22 protein-coding genes and 1 other RNA gene are annotated in these 23,897 nt (G+C 53.7%); 2 read left to right on the top strand and 21 right to left on the bottom strand.

Translation table 11 applies throughout. From position 1 onward, the window contains the following. Nucleotides 1-211 precede the first annotated feature (211 nt). The 15 genes from ACFO9Q_RS19530 to rpoE all read right to left on the bottom strand — a co-directional run bounded on the left by ACFO9Q_RS19530 (nucleotide 212) and on the right by rpoE (nucleotide 13,194). Nucleotides 212-475, bottom strand: a complete 264-nt coding sequence (locus ACFO9Q_RS19530; RefSeq protein ID WP_379185241.1) for a pro-sigmaK processing inhibitor BofA family protein — start codon at nucleotides 473-475, stop codon at nucleotides 212-214. Next, on the bottom strand, nucleotides 472-762 hold the full coding sequence (locus ACFO9Q_RS19525) for a DUF2508 domain-containing protein (RefSeq protein WP_379185239.1): 291 nt from the start codon (nucleotides 760-762) through the stop codon (nucleotides 472-474). The genes ACFO9Q_RS19530 and ACFO9Q_RS19525 overlap by 4 nt, the downstream gene beginning before the upstream one ends. Nucleotides 763-898: 136 nt before the next feature. Continuing rightward, a complete protein-coding gene (gene recR / locus ACFO9Q_RS19520; RefSeq protein ID WP_379185237.1) occupies nucleotides 899-1,498 on the bottom strand; it encodes a recombination mediator RecR in 600 nt (199 codons plus the stop codon). A gap of 76 nt (nucleotides 1,499-1,574) precedes the next feature. After that, complete coding sequence (locus ACFO9Q_RS19515; protein WP_379185235.1) at nucleotides 1,575-1,886, bottom strand: YbaB/EbfC family nucleoid-associated protein; 312 nt, start codon at nucleotides 1,884-1,886, stop codon at nucleotides 1,575-1,577. Nucleotides 1,887-1,914: 28 nt separating this feature from the next. After that, complete coding sequence (gene dnaX, locus ACFO9Q_RS19510; RefSeq protein WP_379185232.1) at nucleotides 1,915-3,714, bottom strand: DNA polymerase III subunit gamma/tau; 1,800 nt, start codon at nucleotides 3,712-3,714, stop codon at nucleotides 1,915-1,917. A gap of 217 nt (nucleotides 3,715-3,931) precedes the next feature. Continuing rightward, nucleotides 3,932-4,199, bottom strand: an RNA gene (gene ffs, locus ACFO9Q_RS19505) — signal recognition particle sRNA large type. 93 nt (nucleotides 4,200-4,292) lie between these two features. Beyond that, the gene (locus tag ACFO9Q_RS19500) at nucleotides 4,293-4,718 is read right to left on the bottom strand and encodes a hypothetical protein (RefSeq protein ID WP_379185230.1); all 426 of its coding nucleotides are present in this window, start codon (nucleotides 4,716-4,718) and stop codon (nucleotides 4,293-4,295) included. Nucleotides 4,719-4,797: 79 nt separating this feature from the next. Further along, nucleotides 4,798-4,995, bottom strand: a complete 198-nt coding sequence (gene rpmE / locus ACFO9Q_RS19495; protein WP_379185228.1) for a 50S ribosomal protein L31 — start codon at nucleotides 4,993-4,995, stop codon at nucleotides 4,798-4,800. Nucleotides 4,996-5,123: 128 nt separating this feature from the next. Further along, nucleotides 5,124-6,377 carry a radical SAM protein gene (locus tag ACFO9Q_RS19490; protein WP_379185226.1) on the bottom strand — a complete coding sequence of 418 codons (1,254 nt, stop codon included), beginning with the start codon at nucleotides 6,375-6,377 and terminating at the stop codon, nucleotides 5,124-5,126. 39 nt (nucleotides 6,378-6,416) lie between these two features. Next, the gene (rho, locus tag ACFO9Q_RS19485; RefSeq protein WP_379185245.1) at nucleotides 6,417-7,763 is read right to left on the bottom strand and encodes a transcription termination factor Rho; all 1,347 of its coding nucleotides are present in this window, start codon (nucleotides 7,761-7,763) and stop codon (nucleotides 6,417-6,419) included. Between the two features lie 64 nt (nucleotides 7,764-7,827). Further along, on the bottom strand, nucleotides 7,828-9,111 hold the full coding sequence (locus ACFO9Q_RS19480; RefSeq protein ID WP_379185223.1) for a UDP-N-acetylglucosamine 1-carboxyvinyltransferase: 1,284 nt from the start codon (nucleotides 9,109-9,111) through the stop codon (nucleotides 7,828-7,830). A gap of 114 nt (nucleotides 9,112-9,225) precedes the next feature. Further along, a complete protein-coding gene (fba, locus tag ACFO9Q_RS19475; protein WP_379185221.1) occupies nucleotides 9,226-10,080 on the bottom strand; it encodes a class II fructose-1,6-bisphosphate aldolase in 855 nt (284 codons plus the stop codon). Nucleotides 10,081-10,245: 165 nt separating this feature from the next. Then, on the bottom strand, nucleotides 10,246-10,641 hold the full coding sequence (locus tag ACFO9Q_RS19470) for a response regulator (RefSeq protein WP_379185219.1): 396 nt from the start codon (nucleotides 10,639-10,641) through the stop codon (nucleotides 10,246-10,248). A 169-nt stretch (nucleotides 10,642-10,810) separates the two neighbouring features. Further along, nucleotides 10,811-12,415, bottom strand: coding sequence for a CTP synthase (locus tag ACFO9Q_RS19465; RefSeq protein ID WP_379185217.1), 1,605 nt, complete (start codon nucleotides 12,413-12,415; stop codon nucleotides 10,811-10,813). A 194-nt stretch (nucleotides 12,416-12,609) separates the two neighbouring features. Next, nucleotides 12,610-13,194 carry a DNA-directed RNA polymerase subunit delta gene (gene rpoE, locus ACFO9Q_RS19460; RefSeq protein WP_379185215.1) on the bottom strand — a complete coding sequence of 195 codons (585 nt, stop codon included), beginning with the start codon at nucleotides 13,192-13,194 and terminating at the stop codon, nucleotides 12,610-12,612. A 356-nt stretch (nucleotides 13,195-13,550) separates the two neighbouring features. Between rpoE and ACFO9Q_RS19455 the strand changes: the two genes are divergently transcribed. Then, nucleotides 13,551-14,684: a S8 family peptidase gene (locus ACFO9Q_RS19455; RefSeq protein WP_379185213.1), complete on the top strand. Its 1,134-nt coding sequence runs from the start codon at nucleotides 13,551-13,553 to the stop codon at nucleotides 14,682-14,684. 88 nt (nucleotides 14,685-14,772) lie between these two features. Here the strand turns inward: ACFO9Q_RS19455 and argS are convergent, their stop codons facing one another. From argS to speE, 6 genes are all read right to left on the bottom strand, one after another. Further along, the gene (gene argS, locus ACFO9Q_RS19450; RefSeq protein ID WP_379185211.1) at nucleotides 14,773-16,452 is read right to left on the bottom strand and encodes an arginine--tRNA ligase; all 1,680 of its coding nucleotides are present in this window, start codon (nucleotides 16,450-16,452) and stop codon (nucleotides 14,773-14,775) included. After that, complete coding sequence (locus tag ACFO9Q_RS19445) at nucleotides 16,449-16,925, bottom strand: DUF1934 domain-containing protein (protein ID WP_379185209.1); 477 nt, start codon at nucleotides 16,923-16,925, stop codon at nucleotides 16,449-16,451. The genes argS and ACFO9Q_RS19445 overlap by 4 nt, the downstream gene beginning before the upstream one ends. Before the next feature lie 63 nt (nucleotides 16,926-16,988). Beyond that, nucleotides 16,989-17,510, bottom strand: a complete 522-nt coding sequence (locus tag ACFO9Q_RS19440) for a DNA-deoxyinosine glycosylase (RefSeq protein ID WP_379185206.1) — start codon at nucleotides 17,508-17,510, stop codon at nucleotides 16,989-16,991. A 312-nt stretch (nucleotides 17,511-17,822) separates the two neighbouring features. Then, nucleotides 17,823-19,328, bottom strand: a complete 1,506-nt coding sequence (locus ACFO9Q_RS19435) for an S-layer homology domain-containing protein (protein ID WP_379185204.1) — start codon at nucleotides 19,326-19,328, stop codon at nucleotides 17,823-17,825. A 180-nt stretch (nucleotides 19,329-19,508) separates the two neighbouring features. Continuing rightward, entirely contained in the window at nucleotides 19,509-20,378 is an 870-nt protein-coding gene (speB, locus tag ACFO9Q_RS19430; protein WP_379185201.1) for an agmatinase, read from the bottom strand. Between the two features lie 7 nt (nucleotides 20,379-20,385). Further along, nucleotides 20,386-21,213, bottom strand: a complete 828-nt coding sequence (speE, locus tag ACFO9Q_RS19425) for a polyamine aminopropyltransferase (RefSeq protein WP_379185199.1) — start codon at nucleotides 21,211-21,213, stop codon at nucleotides 20,386-20,388. Between the two features lie 243 nt (nucleotides 21,214-21,456). Here speE and ACFO9Q_RS19420 point away from each other — a divergent pair, with 243 nt between their 5' ends. Further along, nucleotides 21,457-23,556, top strand: a complete 2,100-nt coding sequence (locus ACFO9Q_RS19420; RefSeq protein ID WP_379185197.1) for a transglycosylase domain-containing protein — start codon at nucleotides 21,457-21,459, stop codon at nucleotides 23,554-23,556. The last annotated feature ends 341 nt before the right edge of the window (nucleotides 23,557-23,897 follow it).

The following is a 23,897-nucleotide window of genomic DNA, read 5'->3' as shown; positions in this document are numbered from 1 at the left end:
AATTGCTTGTTTGTTTCTTGTGTGTCGTTCGCGTTTACCTCAGCGGCGACAAGAAATAATATATCACAGGTGCCTAGCTTAATGCAAGCACTTTTTTAAATTCTTTTTTTCTCAACCAAAAAACCAACCAAAAGACGCAGGATCTAATCTACCATAGACCGCAGATCTGCGTCAATTATAGGGCTCGTATGTAATTAACATCCTTAATCATTCAGATCACGAACCATTGCAGACCAGCTAGCAGTGCCACACCAGGCAGGCCTAACACAACAACTGTACTTATGGTAACTGGATTAAGCGGGATATACAGTCCGGGCAGTACGCCTGAGAAGTTAAGTAGGTACAGCACGATTGCTGCAGCGATTAGATGAAGAGAGAAGCGCTTCATCCAGCCCCACGAGATCTTATTCCTAAGAAGTACTCCAAGGAGCAGCAGAGACGACCCGATTAAGATTGCCATCCACACCGCTCTCATAGTAACCCTTCTCTCCACGCAGGCCATACTCGATCCGGCCTCTTCGCAAGATTAAGCAGCATCCCATACCGCTTCTCAGCAGATATGAGATTATAGATGGCATACTCCACCTCGTCATGCCCGCAAGCTACCTCGAAGAAGCTGCACGCATTAACCCACTCCCGATGCGCCTCTACAATCTCCTTACGCAACCGTTCTGTAGAGATGGCGGTCTCTTCCGTGAGAGCCCGAACGGCCTGCTGAGCTTGACGCTCCTCGCTCCGCTGCAACCCTGGTATCCATGGCATAGTGATCCCTCCGCTTGTCCCTTCTATTGACTATCCACTATTAGATGTATGGATGGACATAGAAGAATAGAACGGATGATATAGGCCAAGCATTATAAAAAAAAGCAGACTGCCAAAACGGCAGCCTGCTTCCCTGCTAACTGAGTTCTCTGCGCCCTTCAAGCGCCTTCGATAACGTAACCTCGTCCGCATACTCAAGATCTCCGCCGACAGGCAGACCATGTGCGATTCTCGTCACCTTGATGCCGAACGGCTTCACAAGCCGGGATAGATACATCGCGGTGGCTTCCCCCTCAATGTTAGGGTTCGTTGCGAGAATCATCTCCTGAACCTGCTCGTCGCTTAGCCTGCGCAGAAGCTCAGCAATCTTAATGTCATCGGGCCCAATTCCCTCCATCGGAGAGATCGCCCCTTGCAGCACATGATAATAGCCGTTGAATTCCTTCGTCCGCTCCATCGCTACCAGGTCTCGAGACTCTTGGACTACACAGATGACTGAAGCATCTCTCGTCTTGTCTTGGCAGAGCTTGCAAGGATCGGTATCGGTAATATTGCAGCAGATCGAGCAGTACGTCAGATTGCGCTTCACGCTCACTAGTGCCTTAGCGAAGTCGATGACGTCGTCTTCCTTCATCCTCAGCACGTGAAAAGCAAGCCGGGCCGCAGTCTTAGGACCGATTCCCGGCAAACGTGAGAAGGCATCAATCAGCTTCGCTATAGGTTCTGGATAATACAACTGGGGCAGCTCCTCTCTAACTGTAACAGCAGTAACAGCTGCTCCATCTATGTCCTTAACTCAACTCAACGAATAATTAGAACAAGCCTGGGATCTTCATGCCGCCCGTGAACTTGCCCATATCGTTATTGGCCAGCTCATCTACCTTGGACAGGGCATCGTTCACAGCAGTCAGCACTAAGTCCTGCAGCATCTCTACATCTTCAGGATCTACCGCTTCAGGCTTAATAGCAATACTTAGCAGCTTCTTATGGCCGTTAGCGGTAACCGTAACGACTCCGCCGCCAGCGCTTCCCTCTACTGTCTTCGTCTCCAGCTGCTCCTGCGCCTTCATCATCTGCTCTTGCATCTTCTTCACTTGCTTCATCATCTGGTTCATGTTATTCATCTTCAGTCACCTCTTCTATAGAATTAACTTATTTGTCCTTCACGACAACCAGCTCTTCGCCGAACAGCTTGACTGCTTCCTCTACCCATTCGGGTCTAGAGGGCACTGCGGCCTCTTCCGGACCTTCCTGCTCCAGCTCCAGCGTCTCACCCTTCGATCTCACTGAGCCTTCGGAAGCCGCTTGCCAATCCTTCATCATAACCGTCGCTAGAGCGATCGGCCTGCCGAAGGTATCGTGAAGCACACGCTCCACAATCTCCCGATTAGCCGGCTTCTCCGTCGTCTCGCGATGCATCGTATTCTTGAAGGCGACGAGCACCGCGTCATCCGTCGCAGAGACAGGCTCTCCATCCACCAGCCACGCATGGACGGTAATCTTCGCTTCCTTCACACGCTGAAGCACTTCGCTCCACTTCGATCGTACCTGCGTGGAGCTCCCGCTATGGGAAGCAGCCAGATAAGGCTCCAGCTTGACACTGGCACGAATCATTCCGCCTGTGGAGGAGCCGCTGCCGAAGCTGCTCCTGACAGCAGCTCCTCTCGGTCCTGGCTGCTGTCCGCGAGCAGCACTATCATCGGACTTGGCGCCTTGCCCAGCTGCGGCTCCGGCCCCGCCAGAGCGAATGATCTGCTCCAGCTTACGCTCAAGCGCTTCAACCTGCTGCCTTAGCCTGCTAATCTCCCCGCTCGCCTGAGGATGGACAGCAGCAGCTGTCTCTAGAGCAGCACTGCCTTGGACCGCAGAGCCCTGGGTACAGATCTTCATCAGCGCGACCTCGAACAGCGTCTGCGGCTGAGCGGCCTGCCTCATGTCCGTCTGGTACTGATTCAAGGTATCGATCATGAGGAAGAGCCGCTCCGACTCGAAGGAGGCAGCCATCTCTTGGAACCTGGAAGCATCCACTACCCGTTCGGTGGACGCCCCGCTCTGTGGAGCCAGCTTGAGTACGAGCAAGTCGCGGAAGTAGTATACCAGATTCTCGATACACTTGTCCGCACTCTTGCCCGCCTGCATTAGAGCTTCAACGAGAGGCATAATGGCTGCTGCATTCCGATCTCTGACCGCTTCAGCAAGCTCATAGAACTGCTCAGCTGCCATACCTCCTGTTACGTCAACAGCATCTCCGAGCGTAATTCTCTCTCCACTGAAGGCAGAGACTTGCTCCAGCAGGGAGATAGCATCCCGCATCCCGCCGTCAGATAGTCTAGCAATATAGGATAGAGCATCTTCGTCAGCAGCAATGCCTTCGTCGGTGCATATCTCACGTAGCCGCTCCGTCTGCTCCTCTAGAGATACCTGACGGAAGTCGAATCTCTGGCATCTAGAGATAATTGTAGCTGGGAGCTTGTGCGGTTCAGTCGTAGCTAATATGAAAATAACATGGCTAGGCGGCTCCTCAAGCGTCTTCAGCAGCGCATTGAAGGCTTCGGAGGTGAGCATATGCACCTCATCAATAATGTAGACCTTCGTGCGAACCTCGGAAGGAGCGTATCTGACCTTATCCCGGATATCTCTAATCTCATCAATCCCGCGGTTGGAGGCGGCATCAATCTCGACAACGTCCATAATATGTCCTGCTGTGATTCCCTTACAAGCATCACATTCATTACAAGGCTCTGGCGCAGGCCCGCGTTCACAGTTGACAGCCTTGGCCATAACCTTAGCAGCCGTCGTCTTCCCTGTTCCTCTAGGACCATTGAACAAGTAAGCATGAGAAACACGCTGCTCTCGAATCGCATTCTGCAGCGTCTGTATGATATGCTGTTGTCCGACCATATCCCGGAACGTCTGGGGACGCCAGGCGCGATACAGAGCAATATGAGCCACAAGAATTCGTTCCCTTCAGCTGGCATTTCAAATCTCCTTCTATTATACATCATCAGCAACAGATACAAAACTTCCGTATGAAATAGAATGTGACGGAGGCTGGCTCATCTAACAGCCTGCGCAAGGCATGAAAAAAAGAGCATTCACACCTTCGACCCTGCGGGTCATCCAGTTGTGAATGCTCTTAGAAATAGAGTACTCGTATATAGAGCAGGTACCGTGCACCTACCTTCGATCCATGCGACCCAGGCGGCACTCTTGCATCACAGCTCGAGCTCGGCACTCCCCCGGCACATGAACTAACTTACTTACGGCTGCTTCCTTCCGGACCTGACCGGGTTCACAAGCGTCCATTGCGGAGGACCAAGCTGTCAACACTGCTATCAAGCGCCAAACCCCATATCAGCATAACCTCAGACAGGAATTCAACCTCGCTACAGCGGATTGCGAGTTACAGGGCACCGCTACCTCCCCGTCTAGCACGGCAAAAATAAGTATAGCCCATTCTGTCCTAAAGCGCAACCGAGGGGAGGCAACCGGCAGAATGTGTTATCTAGAGTTAACTCATTACGATCTGATTATTTGTGCGTCTCCACATGAACCTCATAACGAAGCATATTATAGGCTACAACCGACTGAGCCTTGCGGCGAAGCTGCTCGACCTGCTCGTCAGATAGGTCCCGATCGACCTTCAGATTCACATGCAGCTTGGTTCCATTCATATAGATCTGCGTGTCTCTAATGCCTGGAATTGGATCCAGCACCTGCTTCACCATCTTGCTGTCGGATCGGTAGTCCATGAACTGGCGGCCGTTCGGCAGATTAGGGTTGCTGTTCGAGTAACCCATGTATCCATCATGTCCATAAGTTCCCTTATTGTCCTTCCCTTCGTTCCCGCAGGCGCACAGCGCACACATCGTGCACAGCGCCAGACCGAGCAGCAGGAAGCGTCGACGCCTCCGAAGTATAAGAAGAACGTTATTAAGCTTGAAAAGCTGAACCATATCAAAAAACCTCCCTCTACCCAATAGGATGGCTGAGGGAGGTTCTTGTATTCTGCCAAATATGGCCAGAATGAATGGATTAGATGCCGTACTTCTTCTTGAAACGATCGACGCGGCCGCCAGCATCCAGGAACTTCTGCTTACCCGTGTAGAATGGGTGGCATACGGAACAAACCTCTACGCGAAGATTCGACTTAATCGAACCAGTCTCGAAAGTGTTGCCGCATGAGCAAGTTGCCGTGGTGATGTGGTATGTCGGATGAATACCTTGTTTCATCTCGTTCACCTCTCTCTGCCCTGAGCCACATGCGGGCCCAGAGTTATCGCACACATAAGCCCGATTATAGCATGAGTGCACCGGGTATGCAATGACTGTCGGCTGGGTATTCGCTGGGAATTAACGAATTACTTAGCCAATTGACTCGGCGGAATATGCGTGTAGGAGCCAATGACGACATCCGGCAGCTCCTGGCGATAGATCTCCAGCATCTGCTTCATTCCGTAGATCTCGCCTTGTGCCTTCGGAATCAGCTCCAAGTAGCTCTCAGGGTCAATATTCAGATTACGCATCTGAATCAGCTTAAGTCCCGTCCGCTTCGCAAATCCGATCATTGCTTCAATCTCCTCTTCGCGGTCAGTAACCCCGGGGAAGATCAAATAGTTGATGGAGGTGTACACACCCTTATCGGTTGCATACCGCAATGACTTCTCCACATTAGCCAGTGTGTAGCCGCGGGGCTTGTAGTAGGCATTGTAATGATCGTCCAATGCGCTAATGGTACTGACGCGCATTAAGTTCAATCCCGCATCTACAATAGCCCGAATGTGATCAGTAAGCCCGGCATTCGTATTAATGTTGATATACCCGAGCGGGTTCTGACTGCGAACCTGTCTCATCGATTCCACAATAATCTTAGCCTGGGTAGAAGGCTCGCCCTCGCACCCTTGACCGAAGGATATGATGGATTCCGGTGTGCGAAGATGCTCCAGCATAATCTCTGTAATCTCTTCCACTGTCGGCTTGAAGTCCATCCTAGTCTGAGGAGCAGGGAACCCGCTGTCGTCCGGCTGCTCGGATATGCAGCCGAAGCATCCAGCATTACAGGAGTAAGAGACCGGCACAGCCCCTTCCCAGCGCTGCAGGAATGTGTTGGATGAAGTCAGGCATTCATAGCCAAGCGCACAGTTCGATAAGTGCTTGAATAGGCGGTTGTCCGGATACTTCGATGTCAGCCGCTCTACTCCGCGTTCAACTTCGCCGCGGTCGCAGTTCAGCGGATCCCACTTATCCGGGCTGTCGCTCTGTTCGGCAGCCACGTAGAATCCTCCGTCCTTCCATACGACAGCGGTATACCCGAAGAGCGGAAGCTTCTCGTTCTTGTCGGTCTTGATATAACCCGGCAGGCAGAGCCGGGTGAAGCCTTGGGGAAGCAGGGCTCCTACTGCCTGAACGTTGCCCGGCAGCAGCAGCATCTCCCCGCTGTCCGGATCCAGAGCAGCCGGACGAGTGAAGGGCAGCCCTACGAGCGTTGCCCCGTGCGGAAGCGGAATGAGCTCATCTTCCATCAGCTCAACGACCATATCCGCGCTCCGGCCAAGTCCTATATAGTCAGGGTGGTCGAATACATTCCCTTGTTCATCCGCATATACGAGATTCATGATGTTGGTTGTCCTCCTTCCTTGCTGAGCCTGATGATCCTAAGATCCGGATCCGCTAGGCGTCGTTCGCGGCATAGGCGGTCTACGGCCTGCGCTCGAGCTTGAGGAAGGACCTGTGCGGACAGGCTTAGAAGGCTCTGATGTTGTATCAAGCGACATGAGGAATTCGGTATTCGTCGCGCTCTTGCCGAGCTTCTTCAGGAATCCATCGACGAAGTCCGGCGTATCCGTCATGCTCTTGCGGATAGCCCACACCTTGTCCAGCTCTTCCTTGGACAGCAGCATCTCTTCGCGGCGTGTTCCCGATCTGCGAATATCGATAGCCGGGAAGATTCTCCGTTCGGCCAGCTTACGGTCAAGATGAATCTCCATATTGCCCGTACCCTTAAATTCTTCATAAATGATGTCATCCATACGCGAACCCGTCTCAACGAGCGCCGTCGCAAGAATGGTTAAGCTGCCGCCTTCCTCTACGTTCCGCGCAGATCCGAAGAACCGCTTAGGACGATGGAAGGCTGCCGGGTCAATACCGCCGCTCAGCGTACGGCCGGATGGAGGAATGACCAAGTTGTAGGCACGCGCCAATCTTGTAATGCTATCCAGTAGAATGACTACATCCTTCTTGTGCTCGACAAGTCGAAGAGCACGCTCGAGCACAAGCTCAGCTACACGAATATGATTCTCCGGCAGCTCGTCGAAGGTAGAAGCTACGACTTCTCCCTTAACCGAGCGCTGCATATCCGTTACTTCCTCCGGACGCTCATCAATTAACAGAACGAACAGTTCAATCTCAGGATGATTCGTCGATATGCTGTTTGCAATTTCCTTGAGCAAGAGAGTTTTACCAGCTTTGGGAGGGGCAACAACGAGTCCGCGTTGACCGAGGCCAACAGGAGCAAGGATATCGAGAATACGGGTAGATAGCTTGGATGGTGCGGTCTCCAGCACGAGCTTCTTCTCTGGATATAGAGGGGTTAGAGCAGGGAAGTGCAGTCGTTCACTTGCTTGGTCAGGATTCTCTCCATTAACGGCATTCACTTGCAGCAATCCGAAGTAACGCTCGTTCTCCTTCGGAGTCCGGCACTTCCCAGATACCAAGTCACCCGCACGAAGATCGAACCTGCGAATCTGCGATGCCGAGATGTAGATATCTTCCTTGCTCGGCAGATAGTTAATAGGACGTAAGAAGCCGAAGCCTTCAGGCAGAATCTCTAGCACGCCTTCCATGAACATAAGGCCGCTCTTCTCCGCTTGGGCACGGAGGATGGCAAAAATTAATTCCTTCTTCTTCAGCTGACCATAATAAGGAATCTGATACTGCTTAGCCAGCTTGTATAGTTCCGTCAGCTTCAATTCTTCCAGATCGTTAATCTGAAGATCTGTCATCATCTCACCACTCTATTCAATTTTCTATTCAATATTAGACCATTGTCGCCGGAACTTACGCTGTCTATTCCACAGCGCCCCATTCCTCTTCTTCGGTATCCACTTCACGCCATACATCGGCGCCTAGCATTCGCAGATTATCCACCAGATTGTCATAGCCCCGGTCAATATACTCTACTCCTGATATCTCGGTAATTCCATCCGTAACGGTTAGCGCCGCAACGACTAGCGCTGCTCCTGCACGAAGATCGGCTGCGCGCACCTTAGCCGCATGAAGAGTGGAGCCTTCAATAATAGCTGAACGGCCCTCCGTCCGGATGTTAGCACCCATGCGCGCCAGCTCGGGCACATGCTTGAAGCGGTTGCTATATACATAATCCGTCAGGATGCTTACTCCCTTGGCCTGCGTAAGCAAGCTTGTCATAGGCGATTGCAAGTCCGTCGCGAAGCCCGGATAGACCAAGGCCTTCACATCGATAGCGGAGTAATCCGGACGGCCGATAATTCGGATGGACTCGTCCAGCTCAATGACCTCAACACCCATCTCTTCGAGCTTGGCGGTCATGGCTTCCATATGCTTAGGGATGACGTTATCAATGACAACATCTCCGTGTGTGGCTGCGGCTGCAATCATGTAAGTCCCGGCTTGAATCCGGTCGGGAATGATGGAATGGCGGCAGCCATGAAGACGCTCGACTCCTTCGATACGAATCGTTTCTGTGCCTGCCCCTTTAATTTTAGCACCCATTGCGCTTAGAAGAGTAGCTACATCTATAATTTCAGGCTCTTTTGCCGCATTTTCAATAATGGTAAGTCCCTTGGCCCTAGAGGCCGCAAGCATAATGTTAATCGTAGCTCCAACACTGACTACATCCAGATAGATCTTCGCTCCGCGCAGCTCCTTCGCATGAATGCGGATGGAACCATGCTCATTCGTAACTGTTGCACCTAACGCTTCGAAGCCCTTAATATGCTGATCAATCGGCCGAGGTTCGAAGTTGCAGCCACCCGGCAGTCCGATTGTCACTTCCCCGAATCTCCCTAGAAGCGCGCCCATCAGATAATAGGACGCACGCAGCAGCTTAACCTTGCCGTTAGGCATCGGCCTTGAGACGGCTGCTGACGGATCAATCTTCATCACATCGCCATGCCACTCTATCTCAGCGCCGAGATCCTCTAGAATCTCGCGATAGACGGCAACATCGCTTAGATGCGGCAGATTATCCAGTGTAACCTCAGACTCTGCGAGTATGGCAGCAGGAACAAGTGCCACAGCGCTGTTCTTCGCTCCGCTAATCTGTACGGTGCCGCGCAGCGGTCGCCCGCCGCGTATCATCAATTTCTCCATGTGAATCATAGTCCTCCCATTCGAAGCGAACCAATAAGGAAAAACCGCCGCGGCAAGCACAGTATTCCTACGCTTGCCGTAATGGGCGGTTGCCTAGATCTAGTTCTGTTGATGTTACGCTTGGTTGCTGGATCCGAACAAACGAATCTTCTCTTGAACAACAGCTTGCATAGCCTTGCGAGCAGGAGTCAAGTACTTACGAGGGTCGATAATCTCAGCGTTGCCGCCAAGAACTTCACGAATCGTGTTCGTGCAAGCGACTTGGTTCTCTGTGTTCACGTTGATCTTGCCTACGCCGGCCAGGATGGATTGACGAATCGCCTCATCTGGAACGCCGGAGCCGCCATGAAGCACAACCGGTACTGGAATCGCATCGGCTACCTTCTGAATGATATCGTAGTGAATCTTAGGCTCGCCCTTGTACATGCCATGAGCCGTACCAACAGCGATAGCGAGGCAGTCAACGCCAGTCTCTTCATAGAAGCGGATAGCTTCGTCCGGCTTAGCCAGAGTTGCATCTTCCTCGTCTACGCTAAGGTCATCCTCAACGCCGCCGATTGTTCCGAGCTCACCCTCAACGGATACGCCCATCGCACGAGCAGCCTTAACAACTTCCTTCGTCAGAGCAATATTCTCTTCAAGTCCGTAGTGGGAACCATCGAACATAACGGAAGAGAATCCTGCGCGGATACACTTCATCGCTACTTCGAATGAAGAACCGTGATCCAGGTGAAGAGCGATTGGCAGACCGGACTTCTCCGCTGCTGCTCTTGCCATAGCTACAGTGAATTCGATACCCATGTACTTCAGGGCACCCTCACTTACTCCGTAGATAAACGGAGCATTCTCTTCAATTGCCGCATCAACAATCGCTTGAGCGAACTCAAGGTTGTTCATGTTGAACTGGCCTACTGCGAACTTGTTCGCCTTAGCACGCGGCAAGAACTCATTCATCGATACGAGTGGCATAGTTGTCTTCCTCCTAATGTCTATATTGTTCATCCTTGTCAAGCCGCTTCAGACTTGTCATCCTGAGCCATTATACCACAATGAATAACGGAATGGTAAAGTCCTTCTGTACAAGCCTGGAAGTGCCGTACGACCGCCATCAGGCAAAAAAAAGAGCCCTAAAAGTTAGGACCCTACGGCATAACGGCTATTCGACTCTCCACCACGCAGCTGCATGTTCACCGCAATCCGCATCTCGTCAATATCGAACGGCTTCGTGAAGTGCATAATCGCGCCCAGATCGGTCGCTTCCTTGATCATGTCGAGCTCCCCGTAAGCCGTCATCATAATGACCTTAATGTCTGAATTGATAGCCTTAATGTGCTTGAGAATCTCGAGCCCGTCCATTCCTGGAATCTTCATATCGAGCAGAACGAGATCCGGTGTATCCTTCTTCACAATGTCGAGGGCGAGCTTACCGTTAGAAGCCTGAAAAGTCGAATAACCTTCGCTGCTGAACACTTCCATCAGAAGAACACGAATCCCGTTCTGATCATCAACGATGAGCACTTTCTTCTCCAACTGATACAACCTCCCGCGAATCGAGCGACTATTCACTATCATGGTGAACTGGTCAACTCTTCCATAATCGTTAATATATTCGCGGGATTTGTCCGATAATCCTTCTCGCTGGCGAAAAAAGTTGGACCATCGCAACATTAGCGGCTATAGCCAATATTATAAAAAGTAACTATTGTCCAGAGTACTTCAAGGCAGCTTGTACAAATCCGCGGAACAGCGGCTGCGGACGATTCGGACGAGAGGTGAATTCCGGATGGAACTGCACCGCCAGGAACCATGGATGCTCCGGCATCTCCACCATCTCTACCAGACGGCCGTCCGGCGAGGTGCCTGTAATGCGAAGTCCTGCAGACTCTATTCCTTCGCGGAATTCATTGTTGAATTCATACCGATGGCGATGACGCTCATAGACAAGCTCCTCACCGTATTCTCTAGCAGCCAGTGAACCTGGTACCAGCTTGCAAGGATACAGCCCAAGACGCATCGTTCCGCCCATATCTTCAATATCCTTCTGCTCCGGAAGCAGATCAATGACCGGATATGGAGTGGACGGGTTAATCTCGGATGAGTTCGCGCCTGTGAGGCCTGTAACGTTGCGGGCATACTCAATGACGGCCACTTGCATCCCTAAGCAGATGCCGAAGAACGGCACATTCTGCTCACGAGCATGACGAATCGCCACGATCTTGCCTTCAATCCCTCGATCACCGAAGCCGCCAGGAACGAGGATGCCATGAACACCATGCAGGTGGTCGGCAACATTCTCTTCCGTCAGCTCCTCGGCATTCACCCAGCGCAGCTTCACTTCAGAATCCCATGCGAAGCCGGCATGGCTAAGGGATTCCACAATGCTCAGATATGCATCATGGAGCGCGACATACTTACCAACGATTGCAATCTCTGTCGTCTTGTGAAGCGACTTCACGCGCTCCACTAAGCCTTCCCACTCCGTCATATCCGGAGGAGTCGTAGTCAGCTTCAGGTGGTTCACGACGATGTCGTCCAGACCCTGCTCACGCAGCATCAGCGGCACTTCGTATAGCGTAGAAGCATCCCGGCACTCTACAACCGCGTTCGCATCAATATCGCAGAAGAGGCCGATCTTGCGCTTCAGATCCTCGGCAAGCGGATACTCTGTCCGGCATACGATGACGTTAGGCTGAATGCCGATAGAGCGAAGCTCCTTGACACTGTGCTGAGTTGGCTTAGTCTTCACTTCACCAGCTGCCTTGATATAAGGAATGAGAGTGACATGAATGTACATGACATTGTCACGGCCGATATCGCTCTTGATCTGACGAATGGCTTCCAGGAACGGCAAGCTCTCAATATCGCCTACTGTACCGCCAATCTCGGTAATGACGACATCCGAGCCCGCTTCCTTGCCTGCGCGGAATACCCGATCCTTAATCTCGTTCGTAATATGAGGAATGACTTGAACGGTACCGCCCAGATACTCCCCGCGGCGTTCCTTCGTAATGACGGTCGAGTAGATCTTGCCCGTCGTTACGTTGCTGTTCTTAGACAGGTTGATATCAATGAAGCGCTCATAATGGCCAAGGTCAAGGTCCGTCTCCGCACCATCGTCGGTTACGAATACTTCACCGTGCTGGTATGGACTCATCGTTCCCGGGTCCACGTTGATGTATGGATCGAACTTCTGAATCGTTACCTTAAGACCCCTGTTCTTCAGTAATCGGCCTAGCGACGCTGCCGTAATCCCTTTGCCCAAGGACGATACAACGCCACCGGTTACAAAAATGTACTTAGTCACTGTGATGATACCCTCCAAGCTCATATGGTTAATGTTTAGGTTTGCCCATTTATTAGACAATCCATATCTCTACAAACAAAAAAAGTGACACCCGTAACTACGGGGCACTTTTTCATTATCACAGCTATGAATTGTTAACTTAATCTAAAGCCCATGCAATAGTGTACTCCGCCCCAATAGGACATGTCAAGCAACTATTTGTCGTCTTCCTCGTCCTCATCGGCGTCATCTTCAAAATCGGAATCTTCGCTGTCCTCATCCTCTTCGGATGCTTCTTCGTCCAGCGCTTCCTCATCTAATTCATCGTCATCGATAGCGACTTCTTCGTCGACTTCTGCCTCTTCCTCAGCTTCCTCGAAGTCTTCACGGTCCGCATCGAAGATGTCATACTCTTCGTCTGCTTCTGCTGCAAAGTCATCTTCCTCGTCGGCGAAGACATCCTCATCGTCCAGGTCATCGTCATCGTTAATAATACGCGGACGCTTCGCATTGCCGATCGGATCCTCTGTCTTCTCAACCGGGTACCATCTCTTCAGTCCCCATGTGTTGCTGCCTACGCAAGCGAAGCGGCCGTCAATATTAATCTCGGTATATACCTGAGCAATGACTTCATTCACTTGATCGGCGGACAAGCCGCGAATCTTCGCAATCTCCATCATAAGATCACGATAATAGTAAGGGGTATTAGCCGCCTTAAGCACTTCAAATGCTAAGTCCACCATCGGCATTTCCTTGATCCGTTCTGGATCGAGCTTCAGAGTGTAATCGCTGCTGCTCATATGGACACATCCTCTCGCCTATCTACAGAGTACCTGTTATATGGTATTGCCATATCTTTATCAACCTATAGTAAAACCTATTTTTTATGAAAAAGCAAGACGGATCACTAGGGCCCCGCGCAAAAAAGCGAAGGGTGTCCCCTTCGCTTTGACTGTATCCGCCCGGACAGGCTTAACCTTGCGCTCCGGATACGCAAGAACCCCGTGCAGAGGCTCTTGGATTATACTATGTCCCTTGCTGATTTTTGACACGAATTCCAGCCTATTTGTTGGAAAAAAGGCAAGTGGCTCATGCGGGCGAGCCCCGCTCGTTCATATGATAGTCCAACATCGTCCGTCGGGAGGGGACGCCTAATTTGGACACTACTGCTTTTCTCCGTTGGTTGCACGACACGATGGCTTGCAAGGGTTCTGCCATGCGCAAAAGGATCATCCGATTCCACCATGTGAGCGATTATCGAAGATTCCTCCAGGATATGTCTGAGGCTAAGCATGCTTCTTCGCCGCTGAATTCCGTCAAGCAAATGCAAATCATCCGCGGCATCTCATGTCCGCTGCCGACCGAAGAGACTCTGCCGCGCTTCTCTGGGCGTGTCTGGATCGAGAAGGATCGGCGCATCTCCCTCCATGGTAATATTCAGAAGGCCATTGCTATGGACAAAGGCATCCCCTGGGGTGTCTCGCAAGTGAAAGCCCCGCAAGCGTGGAGCACAACCACCGGTCATAAGGTGAAGATTGGCGTCATCGATACCGGAGTTGACTTCAATCACCCTGATCTCAGGCAGTCCTTGTCCCGGGGAGTCAATCTGCTGAACCGCAGCATGCTTCCCCACGATGATAACGGTCATGGCACCCATATCGCTGGAACGATTGCCGCGGCGAATCAGCTGCAAGGGATGATCGGCGTTGCCCCGCGGTCGCTCATCCATCCCGTGAAGGCGTTCGATCATAACGGAAGCGCATTCGTCTCCGATATTATTCTTGGCATCGACTGGTGCGTGCGCAACAAGATGAATGTCATTAATATGAGCTTCGGCATGAAGACGCGCAGCAAGGCTCTGCTGAACGCGGTGACGAATGCTCACAATGCGGGTGTCATCATCGTCGCTTCCTCAGGCAACGACGGCAAGCGGCGCTCGGTCGATTACCCGGCGCGCTATGCGCAGACCATCTCGGTCGGCGCTACGAACAGGCTGCGCAGGATCGCTCCGTTCAGCAACCGCGGCAGCCACATCGATATCTATGCGCCGGGAGATAAGATCGTCTCCTCCTGGCTGCGAGGCAAGTATCAAGAGATGAGCGGCACCTCGATGGCCACCTCTCATGTAAGCGGCGCAATCGCACTGCTGCTGGCTCACCGGCCAGGACTGTCCCCGAATGAGATTAAGGCGATTCTCAAGCGCTCGATGCAGCCGCTGAGAGCGTCGAAGACTTCTCGCGCAGGCGAGCTTGATATTATGCGTATGCTGCACACCGCAGACCGGTTATAGGTTTGCGGTTATTTTCTGTATATGGCATAAGAAGCAAGCCCCTCCTGTGATGGAGGGGCTTGTCTCTTGCGTTCGTGAAGAATAGTGGTTACATCCGCTCGGGCGCGGACACGCCGACGAGGCGGAGGACATTCGCGATGACCGTACGGACCGCGACGAGCAACGCAAGGCGCGCGCCAGATTGAGCCGCGTCCTCGGTAATGACGCGCTCGGCTCTGTAGTAGCTATGAAGCTGAGCGGCCAGCTCGTAGACATAGCGGATGAGTCGGTGCGGGGCGTACTGCTCCGCAGCGTCCGTGATCTCCTGCGGCAGCTCGCCGAGCTTGCGCAGCAGGTCGAACTCGGCTTCAGCCGTCAGCTTGCTGAAGTCGATGGTGTTCAGGGCAGGCACGTTGATGCCCTGCTCCGCCGCCTGGCGGATAATGCTGCAGATGCGGGCATGCGCATACTGCACGTAGAACACCGGATTCTCATTCGAGGTCGAGATGGCAAGGTCCATGTCGAAGTCCAGGTGAGAATCCATGCTCCGCATCGTGAAGAAGTAGCGAATGGCGTCGACGCCTACTTCTTCCATCAGATCCTGCATCGTAACAGCCTTGCCGGTACGCTTGGACATCTTGACCTTCTCCCCGTCCTGGAAGAGGGAGACCATCTGTGCGATCAGCACCGTCAGCTTCGCAGGGTCATTGCCCAGCGCAGCCATAGCAGCCTTCACCCGCGGGATATACCCGTGGTGATCAGCGCCCCATATATTAATCATGCGGTCGAAGCCGCGTCCATACTTGTCCATGTGATAGGCGATATCCGGCGTCAGGTACGTGTAGGAGCCGTCATTCTTCACGAGCACGCGGTCCTTGTCGTCTCCGTAAGGGGTCGTGGACAGCCACGTCGCGCCTTCATGCTCGAACACCTGGCCCTTCTCCTTCAGCGCGTCCAGCGCCTTCACGACTTGCCCTGTCTCATAGAGGGACGTCTCGCTGAACCAGACGTCGAACTCCACGCGGAAGAGGCCTAGGTCACGCTTAATCTTGTCTAGCTCCCGGGAGAGGCCGAACTCGCGCAGGAAGGCGAAGCGCTCCTCCTCCGGCATAGCGAGCAGACGGTCGCCCTCCTGGGCGAGAAGCTCCTTGGCGAAGCCGATGATGTCTTCCCCATGATAGCCGTCCTCCGGCATCTCGGCGTCTTGGCCCATCGCCTGCTTGTAACGAGCTTCGATGGACTTGGCTAGATTCTCTACTTGCTTGCCGGCATCATTAATATAGTACTCGCGAGTTACTTCGTATCCGGCGAAGTCGAGGACGTTGCAGAGCGCATCGCCCACAGCGGCGCCCCGTGCATGTCCAAGATGGAGGCTGCCCGTCGGGTTCGCGCTGACGAACTCCATCTGCACGCGCTGCCCTCCGCCTGCGTTCACGCGTCCGTAATCATCGCCCGCTTCCAGCACTTGCCCGATAACCGGATACAGATAGCTGCGGTCCATGCGGAAGTTGATGAAGCCCGGTCCTGCGATATCTGCGGATTGAATGAATGCGGCAGCCAGGTCCAGGTTCTCGATAATGGCTTCCGCGATCTGGCGCGGATTGCGCTTCGCCAGCTTCGTGAGCTGCATCGCTGCGTTAGTTGCCAGGTCTCCGTGTGTCTTGTCCTTCGGCACTTCCAGCACGAACACTGGCAGCTCCTCTCTAGCTGCAAGTCCGGCTGCGACCGCCGCATCCGCGATTGCGGACTTGACCTTGTCATACATCTGATCTAATGCGTTCGTACTCATGTGTTCGGTTCCCCCTGTATATGGAGCCTGATATGGAATCGGCCCGATAGTTCTTCATTCACGATTAAGTCATACTTCCACTCTACGATATAAGATGGCTCCAGAGCCGCTACATCTGCCCCCTGCACCAGTACGCCATTCGAGCTTGTCCGGTAGCGCAGTTCACGTGTAACGGTATGAAGCTGGAAGGCCGTGTACGGTGATCGATAGCTTCCCGGCATCCTTACTCCGGGAACGAACAGCTGCTCGGAGTTCACCAGACCGCGTCTGGTTAAGGTCAGCTCATCCTCTCGCATGCGGATAACGGTGCGAATCGACTGCGCAGCACCGCCCTCTGCTTCCACCTGCTCCTCGTAGCGAACGTACATGGACAGCTCCTTGCGGAACCAATCGCCCGTATAGCGGCTGACCTGCGGCTCGCCGTCGTCCTGTATACTCTCCAAGGTGATCTGCACCTTGCTTCTGTCTGCCATGGCCTTGCTCCTACTCTTCAGTCTGATCTTATGTAACTACTATATACAGGAAGGATTGATTTTTCAACGATTAGTGTCGACTGTATAAGGAACGATGGCGCGCCACGCGCCGATTCGGTCCTCCAGACTGCGCATAGCCGGGGTTGGGATCGGCGAAGTCGATGGCAGCTTCAGCACCGTGATGGTGTCGAATACCGGATTCCCGTGATAATGCCTCATAAACGTCTCATGGGCCTTGCTCCCATTAAACGCGAAGCAGCGCAGACCCGGATAACGCTCGAGCAGACCCGGCAAGTTGTTCGGCTTCAGGTTGCGAATGTTCATATCAAGGCTGCCCTCGCGCTCGCAGGACTCAATGACATCCCACAGCGCCAGACGGTGATCCTTCAGGAAATGGAGACGCTTGTTGTAGTCAGGATCAGGGGGCTGCCCGTCGCCGAACAGACCGTACACCACACTCCATAAGTAGTTGCGCGGATGGGCGTAGAATTGATGGTGCTCCAGCGACTTGACGCTGGGCGCCGTCCCGAGAATGAGCACGCGGGCGCGCTCGTCGATGACGGGAGGGAAGGAATGGATGCGCATGGGATGGATGGCCTCCTTGCTGATCACGGATTGCTGATCGCTGCGCTCTGCGTGCTGATTGCTGCTTATTGCATATCGCATACGGATTAGAGATTAGTGCTTACTGCTCACCACGTACTGCTGAATGAAGGTGCTGCCTCTATCTTACCCTGGATGAGCAAGAAAGAGACTGCCCCTGCAAGGTTGTCGACCTTGAACTTGAGGACAGTCTCTGGCGGGCGGGTCTGACTCCTGAAGTCGGCAGAGTCCGCTGGGCTTGCAGTCTACGGCGAGACTGGACTCGGCAGACCTCGCTGGGCTTGCAATCTAGGGCTAGGTTATTCGAATGATGATATGAATAACAGGGTAATGCTCAGGGGACGAGTTCACTACTAGATTCAGATCCAGCTTCACTTTATATTCCCCAGGGATAAGAGAGGTACCTATTGTTAACTTACCATTATTGTCTGCCTCTACACCGCTTGGCCCAGATACAGAAGTTATTAGTTTATCAGCTGAGACATTCTTCGTGAATGGATACTGGGCATATAAGTCTATATAGTGGACCGCTCTCGATGCCGGCAGTTCCACGACCAGCTGCTCAACCTTCACGTTGAAGGTATATGTGCCTGTAAGGCCGTGCACATCTGCTGCCGTAATCGTAATGGCAGCCTCGCCAAGGGAACGCGTCTTCAAGCTTAATTTGCCGCCGACTATATCAGCCTCTACCACTTGATCATCTGAGGAGGTTGCCGTGTAGCTTATCGTATCGCCATCCGGATCCGTGAAGGCAACATTGTTAGATGAAGATGAAGACCCTTGAATGAGAGATGCCGGATAAGCCGTGTAGGATACAACCGGAGCGCGATTAACAGGCGGAGCGGTTGGCGTTGGGCTTGGCGCAGGCGGTACGTAGGCGGGTTCGACCGTCACGCTGACCACAGCCGAAGCGGTGAGGCCGAAGGCATCTGCGGCAGTCACCGTGACTTCGGTGGTGCCCGAAGTCAGCGGGGACAGCGTGAGCACGCTGCCTGTCATACTCGCCGATGCAATGATTCCGTTCTTCACGGCTGCCTCATACTTCAGTTCACCGCCCTCTGGGTCCGTGAAGTAGCCTGATAGATTAACCGACGAACTGCTGCCCTGCACCTTCAGCAGCTGAGAGGGAATAGCCGAGGCGGCAGGCGGCTTGTTCGCGAGCTGCTCCCTGTAAGTAAGGAAGCTGTCCGCCACCTGGGCGACTTGCTCCCGAGTCGCATTCCCGCTTGGGTTGAACGCTCCCTCTTCATTGCCTTGGATAAGCTTAAGCTCGTAGGCCGCTGCTACGGCATCCTTGGCCCAGTCCGAGATATCATCAGCATCCTCGAATGGAAGATCTCCAGAGGCTTGCGCTTCAACATCCAGCGAGCGGATGAACAGTACAGCCATCTGCTCTCTGGTTAGATTCTGATCCGTACCGAATACACCGTCTCCCATGCCGTTGATCAGGCCCGCCTTGACCGCTGCTTCGACAGCGTCATAGGAATAGTGATTAGCGGGGACGTCGCTGAAGGTTGGGCTTGCAGGCGAAGAGGTGACGTCCAGTCCGAGAGCCTTAGCTAGAATGATGGCGAAGTCCTGCCGTTCGATCTCCCCTGTAGGATCGAAGGTCTCTCCTCCCTTGCCGCCCAGAATCCCCTCTTCAGCCAGCTTCCTAATCGCATCCGCTGCGTAAGAATCTTCAATATCGGTGAAGCTGACTGCTGCTACGGCCTTCGGCACTAGCGGCGCCCCCGCATTCAACAGGACCAGTACAGAAGCAGCCGCTATGACCTTCCTTATCTTCCTTGCTATCGCCATGATGATTCCCTCCCATGAATATGGTCATTATGTATAAGCATTTCAATTCCCAATATTAGCTATAATAGCGCACAACCCCACAGCTCGAATAGTATTAGAATGACAAAAAAAGAGCATCGCCCGCTTCCGCTAGACGGAAACAGCAGGCGATGCTCTTGTTATTAGCAGAGTCTTGCCATCTTACTTAATAAATCCAAGCAGCATCTCACGAATAATCTTGGCTGCGACGATCTGTGTCTGCTCGGTCGGGTCGTATGCAGGAGCAACCTCAACCAGGTCACAGCCGACGACGTCCACACCGGAACGTGCAATGGCATGAACCGCGTCAATCAATTCCTTCGATGTGATGCCGCCCGCTTCCGCGGTGCCTGTGCCCGGTGCACAGGAAGGATCAAGTACGTCAATGTCGATCGTGAGATAGACCGGACGGCCCGCGAGCTCTGGAAGCACCTTCTTCAGCGGCTCCAGCACCTCGAACGGGTGGAAGTTAATGTTCTCGCGAGCGAACTGCCACTCTTCGCGGGAACCGGAGCGAATGCCGAACTGGTAGATGTTCTGCCCACCCATGAGGCCCGCTGCCTTGCGAAGCGGCGTCGAGTGCGAGAGCGGCTCGCCTTCGTACTGCTCGCGCAGATCGGCATGCGCGTCGAAGTGAATGATCGCGAGGTCGGGATGCTTCGCATACACCTCGCGGAATACCGGCCAGGAGACGAGGTGCTCGCCGCCGAGGCCGACTGGCATCTTGTCATCGGCGAGCACGCCGCGGACGAATTCGCCGATGATGTCCAGGCTGCGAGCGGCGTTGCCGAACGGGAGCAGCAGGTCGCCAGCGTCGAAGTAGTCGATATCTTCGAGGCTGCGGTCTAGGTATGGGCTGTACTCTTCCAGCCCAATGGAGACCTCGCGAATGCGAGCAGGGCCGAAGCGTGAGCCGGGACGGAAGGAGACGGTGTAATCCATCGGCATACCGTAGATAACCGCTTTGGAAGCGGCATAGTCCTCTGAGGAGAGGATGAATACGTTGCCGGAGTATTTTTGGTCGATTTTCATAAGGGGCCTACTTCACCAGATCTTCCACGAACTTCGGCAGCACGAAGGCAGCCTTGTGAAGACGCGGCGAGTAGTACTTCGTATCGATCTCAGGAATGGACGCCTCGTCCACCTGCAGCGGATCGTGCTTCTTGGAGCCCATGGTGAACGTCCACAGACCGCTCGGGTAAGTCGGAATGTTCGCACAGTAGACACGTACGATCGGGAATACTTCCTTCACGTCCTTGTTCACGCTCTGGATCAGGTCCGCCTTGAACCAAGGGTTGTCCGTCTGAGCAATGAAGATGCCGTCTTCCTTCAGCGCCTCGTAGATGCCTTGGTAGAAGCCGCGCGTGAACAGGTTCACCGCTGGGCCAACCGGCTCTGTGGAGTCAACCATGATGACATCGTACGTATTCTTGTGGTCATGGATGTGCATGAAGCCGTCGTTCACGATGACTTCAACGCGAGGGTTGTCCAGCTCGCCTGCGATCGTTGGAAGGTACTTCTTGGAGTATTCAATGACCTTGCCGTCGATATCAACGAGTACAGCCTTCTTCACCTTGGGGTGCTTCATGATCTCGCGGATGACGCCACCGTCGCCGCCGCCCACTACGAGCACATGCTCCGGATTCGGGTGCGTGAACAGCGCAGGATGCGCCACCATCTCATGGTAGACGAACTCGTCCTTCACCGTTGTCATGACCATGCCGTCCAATACAAGCATCGTACCGAACTCTTCCGTCTCAATCATGTCGAGCATCTGGAAGTCGGTCTGTTCGTGCACGTAGGTCTCTGTAATCTTAGCCGTGATGCCGTAGCTCTCGGTCTGCTTCTCTGTATACCATAATTCCATAGTAGAAGATCCCTTCTTTCCCATATCAGTCATTCGTAGTTATGCGGTGTTCCGTCAGCTGGGCGGAGACAACCCTCTCATCTTAGTTCAACCTGTATTATAGTAAAACGAGCCAAAAAAGCAACCTCTAATCCATACATCTACAAAATATTCATGGTTGCTGTCGAAGAGTTGAATAGGTGCACCTTCCTTATTCCATACTAAGGAAATAAGAAGCTTCACTACTGAAGGAGTGCATCCATCATGAACAAGCCTGCCCCCGGTCCTGGTAAACCGCGCCGCTCTCTATCGCTTCCTTCGCTACGCGGGCTGCTGAGCCCCTTAGCTGCACCCTACCATCGCTGGCTGAGGCGGGTGCTGCTCGTGTCATCGGTTGTGATGCTGTGTATGACGGGAGCACTGCTCTATCTACGTGTGCAGTCGCTGCCTGCCGCCTCCATCTCCCAGACGTCACAGATGCTTGATCTGGAAGGCAATGTCATTGATACGTTCCACGCGGGGGAGAACCGGCGGTCGGTCCCGCTTAGCGAGATCTCTTCCTATCTAATAGAAGCGACGCTTGCGATTGAGGACCAGCGGTTCTACAGGCATCTCGGCTTCGACCTGAAGGGGATGGCCCGGGCGGTCATGGTGAATGCGCGCAGTATGGAGGCTCGGCAAGGGGCCAGCACACTGACCCAGCAGCTCGCTCGCAACCTGTACTTGACGCAGGACCGAACGTGGGAGCGCAAGCTGAAGGAAGCGATGTACACGGTGCAGCTGGAGATGAACTACTCGAAGGACGAGATTCTCGGCATGTACCTCAATCAGATCTATTACGGCCACGGCGCCTACGGCATTGAAGCCGCGGCGATGATGTACTTCGGCAAGCATGCCTCGGAGCTGTCGCTGGCGGAGAGCGCGATGCTCGCCGGCGTTCCGAAGGGACCTAAGTATTATTCTCCCTACTTGAATATGAAAAATGCAAAGGACCGACAATTAACGATCCTTAGCATCCTAAAAGGCGACGGGGCGATTACGGAGAAGGAGGCTGCTGCCGCTTATGGCGAGGTGCTCACCTTCCAGGAGCTAGGCGCAGCTGGGACGCAGGAAGGCTTCGCCCCCTACTTCCGGGACTATGTAAGGCAGCTCGCGGTCGATCAGCTCGGCATTCAGGAGCAGCTGCTGAATGAAGGCGGCATCCGCATCTACACGACGCTGGACAGCACGGCTCAGAGGGCAGCGGAGGAGGCGATTGCGGCAGGGATGCCTGCCGATTCGGAGCAGCAAGCAGCTCTCGTGGCGATAGATCCTCGCAACGGGTATGTGAAGGCGATGGTCGGCGGACGGGATTATAAGAAGAACCAGTATAATCGAGTGTTCGCGAAGACGCGGCAGCCTGGCTCTTCTTTTAAACCTATTGTATACCTGACCGCTCTGCAGAGCGGCTTCATGACGCCGGTTACCCGCTACAAGAGCGAGCCGACGACCTTCACGTATGATGAGGGCAGGAAGCTCTACGAGCCGCACAATTACAATGAGAAGTACACGAATGATTACATTGACATGCGTGAGGCTGTCGCCTCCTCTGACAACATCTACGCGGTGAACACGCTCATGACGGTCGGAGCGGATAAGGTCATTGAGACGGCGAGGAAGCTGGGCATTGACAGCAGGATGGATCCTGTTCCTTCCTTGGCTCTCGGCACCTTCCCCGTCAGCCCGTTCGAGATGGCGGAAGCGTTCGGGGTGCTCGCCGCTGGTGGAGTTCACGCGGAGCCGATCGCGATCCTGCGGATTGAGGACCGCCGCGGCGGGGTAATCTATGAGACCGAGCGTAAGACAGAGCAGGCAGTTGACCCTGCCCATGCTTACCTCATGACGAACCTGATGGAGAGCGTATTCGAGACCGGAGGTACGGCTTACCGGGTATCTTCGGCGCTCAAGCGCCCGGTGGCGGGCAAGACGGGAACGACAGCTAATGACGCATGGCTCGTCGGGTATACACCTGAGCTGTCGACAGCTGTGTGGGTCGGGTACGACAAGGGGCGGAAGCTGACGGTATCCGAGGCGCACCGGGCAGCCCCTATCTTCGCTCAGTTCACGGAGAAGGCGCTGGAGGCGGTTCCGCCCAAGCTGTTCCCGATCCCGGACGGCGTGGTGAGCGTCTATATCGACCCTGCGAGCGGCAAGCTCGCAGCGGACGGCTGCCCATCGAAGCGGCTGGAAGCATTCGTGGCGGGCACTCAGCCGACGGAGGTATGCGGCGATCCCGCGAGCGTGGACGATGCAGCCGCCGATAAGGCAGCCGGGGATGGGCAGCACGGCTGGTGGAACGACCTGAAGCGGTGGTGGAAGGATTAATTGAGTTAGTTGGATTATTCGGGCGTTGCTCACAGACGCGATGGGCAGGCTTAGAGAGTTAAGACCGCTTAGAGAATTAAGACCATTAGAGAGTTAAGCCCGCTAAGTGGTCTTAACTCTCTCCAAGGTTCCTCATCGTGTTGACTTAAGCCTTCGTAGAAGTCTTAAGTTGGCTATTGGCTCTCTTGAGGGGATGAATTCAGAATGTTAAGACCTCAGAATGGTCTTATCGCCCCCGTGTGAGAGGGAAGAAGCTGGATTATGACCTGTGAGAAGTCTTAAGTGTGTCGCTATGGGTAGCCAGCACACACATTATCAATGCTCTGGCCCCCAACTCGAAC

It is taken from the genome of Paenibacillus sp. GCM10023252 (genome assembly GCF_042653305.1).
Lineage (GTDB): Bacteria > Bacillota > Bacilli > Paenibacillales > Paenibacillaceae > Pristimantibacillus.
The sequence above is the reverse complement of the archived record's forward strand: the minus strand, read 5'-3'. Positions and strand labels throughout refer to the sequence as shown.

Bases quoted from the DNA above. Each gene is read 5' to 3' on its own strand.
- ACFO9Q_RS19480 (WP_379185223.1), bottom strand. From the start codon at position 9,111: ATGGAGAAATTGATGATACGCGGCGGGCGACCGCTGCGCGGCACCGTA.
- rpmE (WP_379185228.1), bottom strand. From the start codon at position 4,995: ATGAAACAAGGTATTCATCCGACATACCACATCACCACGGCAACTTGC.
- rho (WP_379185245.1), bottom strand. From the start codon at position 7,763: ATGACAGATCTTCAGATTAACGATCTGGAAGAATTGAAGCTGACGGAA.
- ACFO9Q_RS19435 (WP_379185204.1), bottom strand. From the start codon at position 19,328: ATGGCGATAGCAAGGAAGATAAGGAAGGTCATAGCGGCTGCTTCTGTA.
- ACFO9Q_RS19515 (WP_379185235.1), bottom strand. From the start codon at position 1,886: ATGAATAACATGAACCAGATGATGAAGCAAGTGAAGAAGATGCAAGAG.
- ACFO9Q_RS19525 (WP_379185239.1), bottom strand. From the start codon at position 762: ATGCCATGGATACCAGGGTTGCAGCGGAGCGAGGAGCGTCAAGCTCAG.
- ACFO9Q_RS19445 (WP_379185209.1), bottom strand. From the start codon at position 16,925: ATGGCAGACAGAAGCAAGGTGCAGATCACCTTGGAGAGTATACAGGAC.
- rpoE (WP_379185215.1), bottom strand. From the start codon at position 13,194: ATGAGCAGCAGCGATTACACTCTGAAGCTCGATCCAGAACGGATCAAG.
- ACFO9Q_RS19490 (WP_379185226.1), bottom strand. From the start codon at position 6,377: ATGAATCTCGTATATGCGGATGAACAAGGGAATGTATTCGACCACCCT.
- ACFO9Q_RS19440 (WP_379185206.1), bottom strand. From the start codon at position 17,510: ATGCGCATCCATTCCTTCCCTCCCGTCATCGACGAGCGCGCCCGCGTG.
- speE (WP_379185199.1), bottom strand. From the start codon at position 21,213: ATGGAATTATGGTATACAGAGAAGCAGACCGAGAGCTACGGCATCACG.
- ACFO9Q_RS19530 (WP_379185241.1), bottom strand. From the start codon at position 475: ATGAGAGCGGTGTGGATGGCAATCTTAATCGGGTCGTCTCTGCTGCTC.
- ACFO9Q_RS19500 (WP_379185230.1), bottom strand. From the start codon at position 4,718: ATGGTTCAGCTTTTCAAGCTTAATAACGTTCTTCTTATACTTCGGAGG.
- ACFO9Q_RS19420 (WP_379185197.1), top strand. From the start codon at position 21,457: ATGAACAAGCCTGCCCCCGGTCCTGGTAAACCGCGCCGCTCTCTATCG.
- speB (WP_379185201.1), bottom strand. From the start codon at position 20,378: ATGAAAATCGACCAAAAATACTCCGGCAACGTATTCATCCTCTCCTCA.
- argS (WP_379185211.1), bottom strand. From the start codon at position 16,452: ATGAGTACGAACGCATTAGATCAGATGTATGACAAGGTCAAGTCCGCA.
- fba (WP_379185221.1), bottom strand. From the start codon at position 10,080: ATGCCACTCGTATCGATGAATGAGTTCTTGCCGCGTGCTAAGGCGAAC.